The 1,222-nt window shown below is 39.0% G+C and carries 2 protein-coding genes; both read right to left on the bottom strand.

Annotated elements, in window-relative coordinates:
• The coding region (locus RM529_RS17400) for a hypothetical protein (RefSeq protein ID WP_311486004.1) at window positions 1–189 on the bottom strand (189 nt) is incomplete at its 3' end.
• Window positions 190–323: 134 nt separating this feature from the next.
• A partial coding sequence (locus RM529_RS17395) for a hypothetical protein (protein ID WP_311486003.1) occupies window positions 324–1,222 on the bottom strand: 899 nt, incomplete at its 5' end.

Here is a 1,222-nt window from a genome sequence, read left to right as displayed (position 1 = left end):
TGGTACATCAGCAAAATGATTCTTCGTCTGAGACCTGTTGTTTAAAAGGTTATTAAGAGTTGCGCCAAAAGACAGCGTAGCTTTTTCAGTACCTCCATCTATCGCGGGTTCGGATTCCTCTTTACTACAAGAGGTTAAAAAAAGCGTCAACGCTAAAATTGACATTATTGTAATTTTAAACTTTTTCATACTAAAAAAATTTAGGTTAGTATATTTAGAATGGTTAATAACAACTTTCTGCTATATATAAGGAGCTAAGGGCACTAATTAGTGCCCAATAGCATCCTGTATACTTGAAAGTATAAGATTTATCCTGATTGGATCTAGTAGTCCATATCTGTATTTACATACTGACCGCAGGCCACAGGAAGTGACGGCTGGTAAGTGTATGTATAGTCATTCCCTGCTCCGTCAAGATCTGCATCCATCCCGTGTAGCACTACTACTTTTTGATCCAGAGGATCAAGATCGTCTACCATTGCATCGGTAAGTGTAAACGTTCTTTGATAGAAATACATACCACCCAGCGCTACAGGAAAGTCTCCATTTGCTTCATCAAGCGGAAGTAATACATCTCCATAATCTGAAAGCCCTTCTGCTATTTCAATGAATCCATTTCCATTTTCATCGTCGCTCATATCAGGACATGTCGCGTTTGTACCATCAGTAAATCCATGGATGTGTTGCGGATGTTGTTCTCCTGATTCCAAGTTGTAAGCTAACACTGAAGTATATAATGTATTTCCTTCTAATCTTGCATAGGAAAAAGCTACTGCTCCGGAATCATTCAGATCTTTAAGACAAGCTTTGTAGTTCATCGCTTCATCCTCAGGATCAGTAAAAATAGGCGGAGTATCAGTTTGTCCACATCCGTAGAAGAAGTGCAGGTAATCCAAATTGTCATCACCATCAAAGAAAGATCTAACTTCTGTATCGGTAATTACACCACTACGAATTACTCTCTCTGTAGCCTCGTACTCACCTGTTTCCAAAATAGTAATCTCGAAATAATATTCATCATCATCTGATCCATCAGGCAATGCAAAACAAACAGGATCTGCAGAATATTCTCCGTCTTCCATTTCTACCTCTGCTGTAACTCCATCATAAAGTTGTTCGGTATTTTCACCGTCTTCACGAAGCCACACGTCAACACTGTAAGAAGCCACATAATGTCTTCCGTTAGGTGGACAGAAATTTCCAAATAAGCAGAATTCGATTA

This window comes from Autumnicola edwardsiae, assembly GCF_031846505.1.
In the GTDB taxonomy this organism is placed as follows: Bacteria; Bacteroidota; Bacteroidia; order Flavobacteriales; family Flavobacteriaceae; genus Autumnicola; species Autumnicola edwardsiae.
The sequence above is the reverse complement of the archived record's forward strand: the minus strand, read 5'-3'. Positions and strand labels throughout refer to the sequence as shown.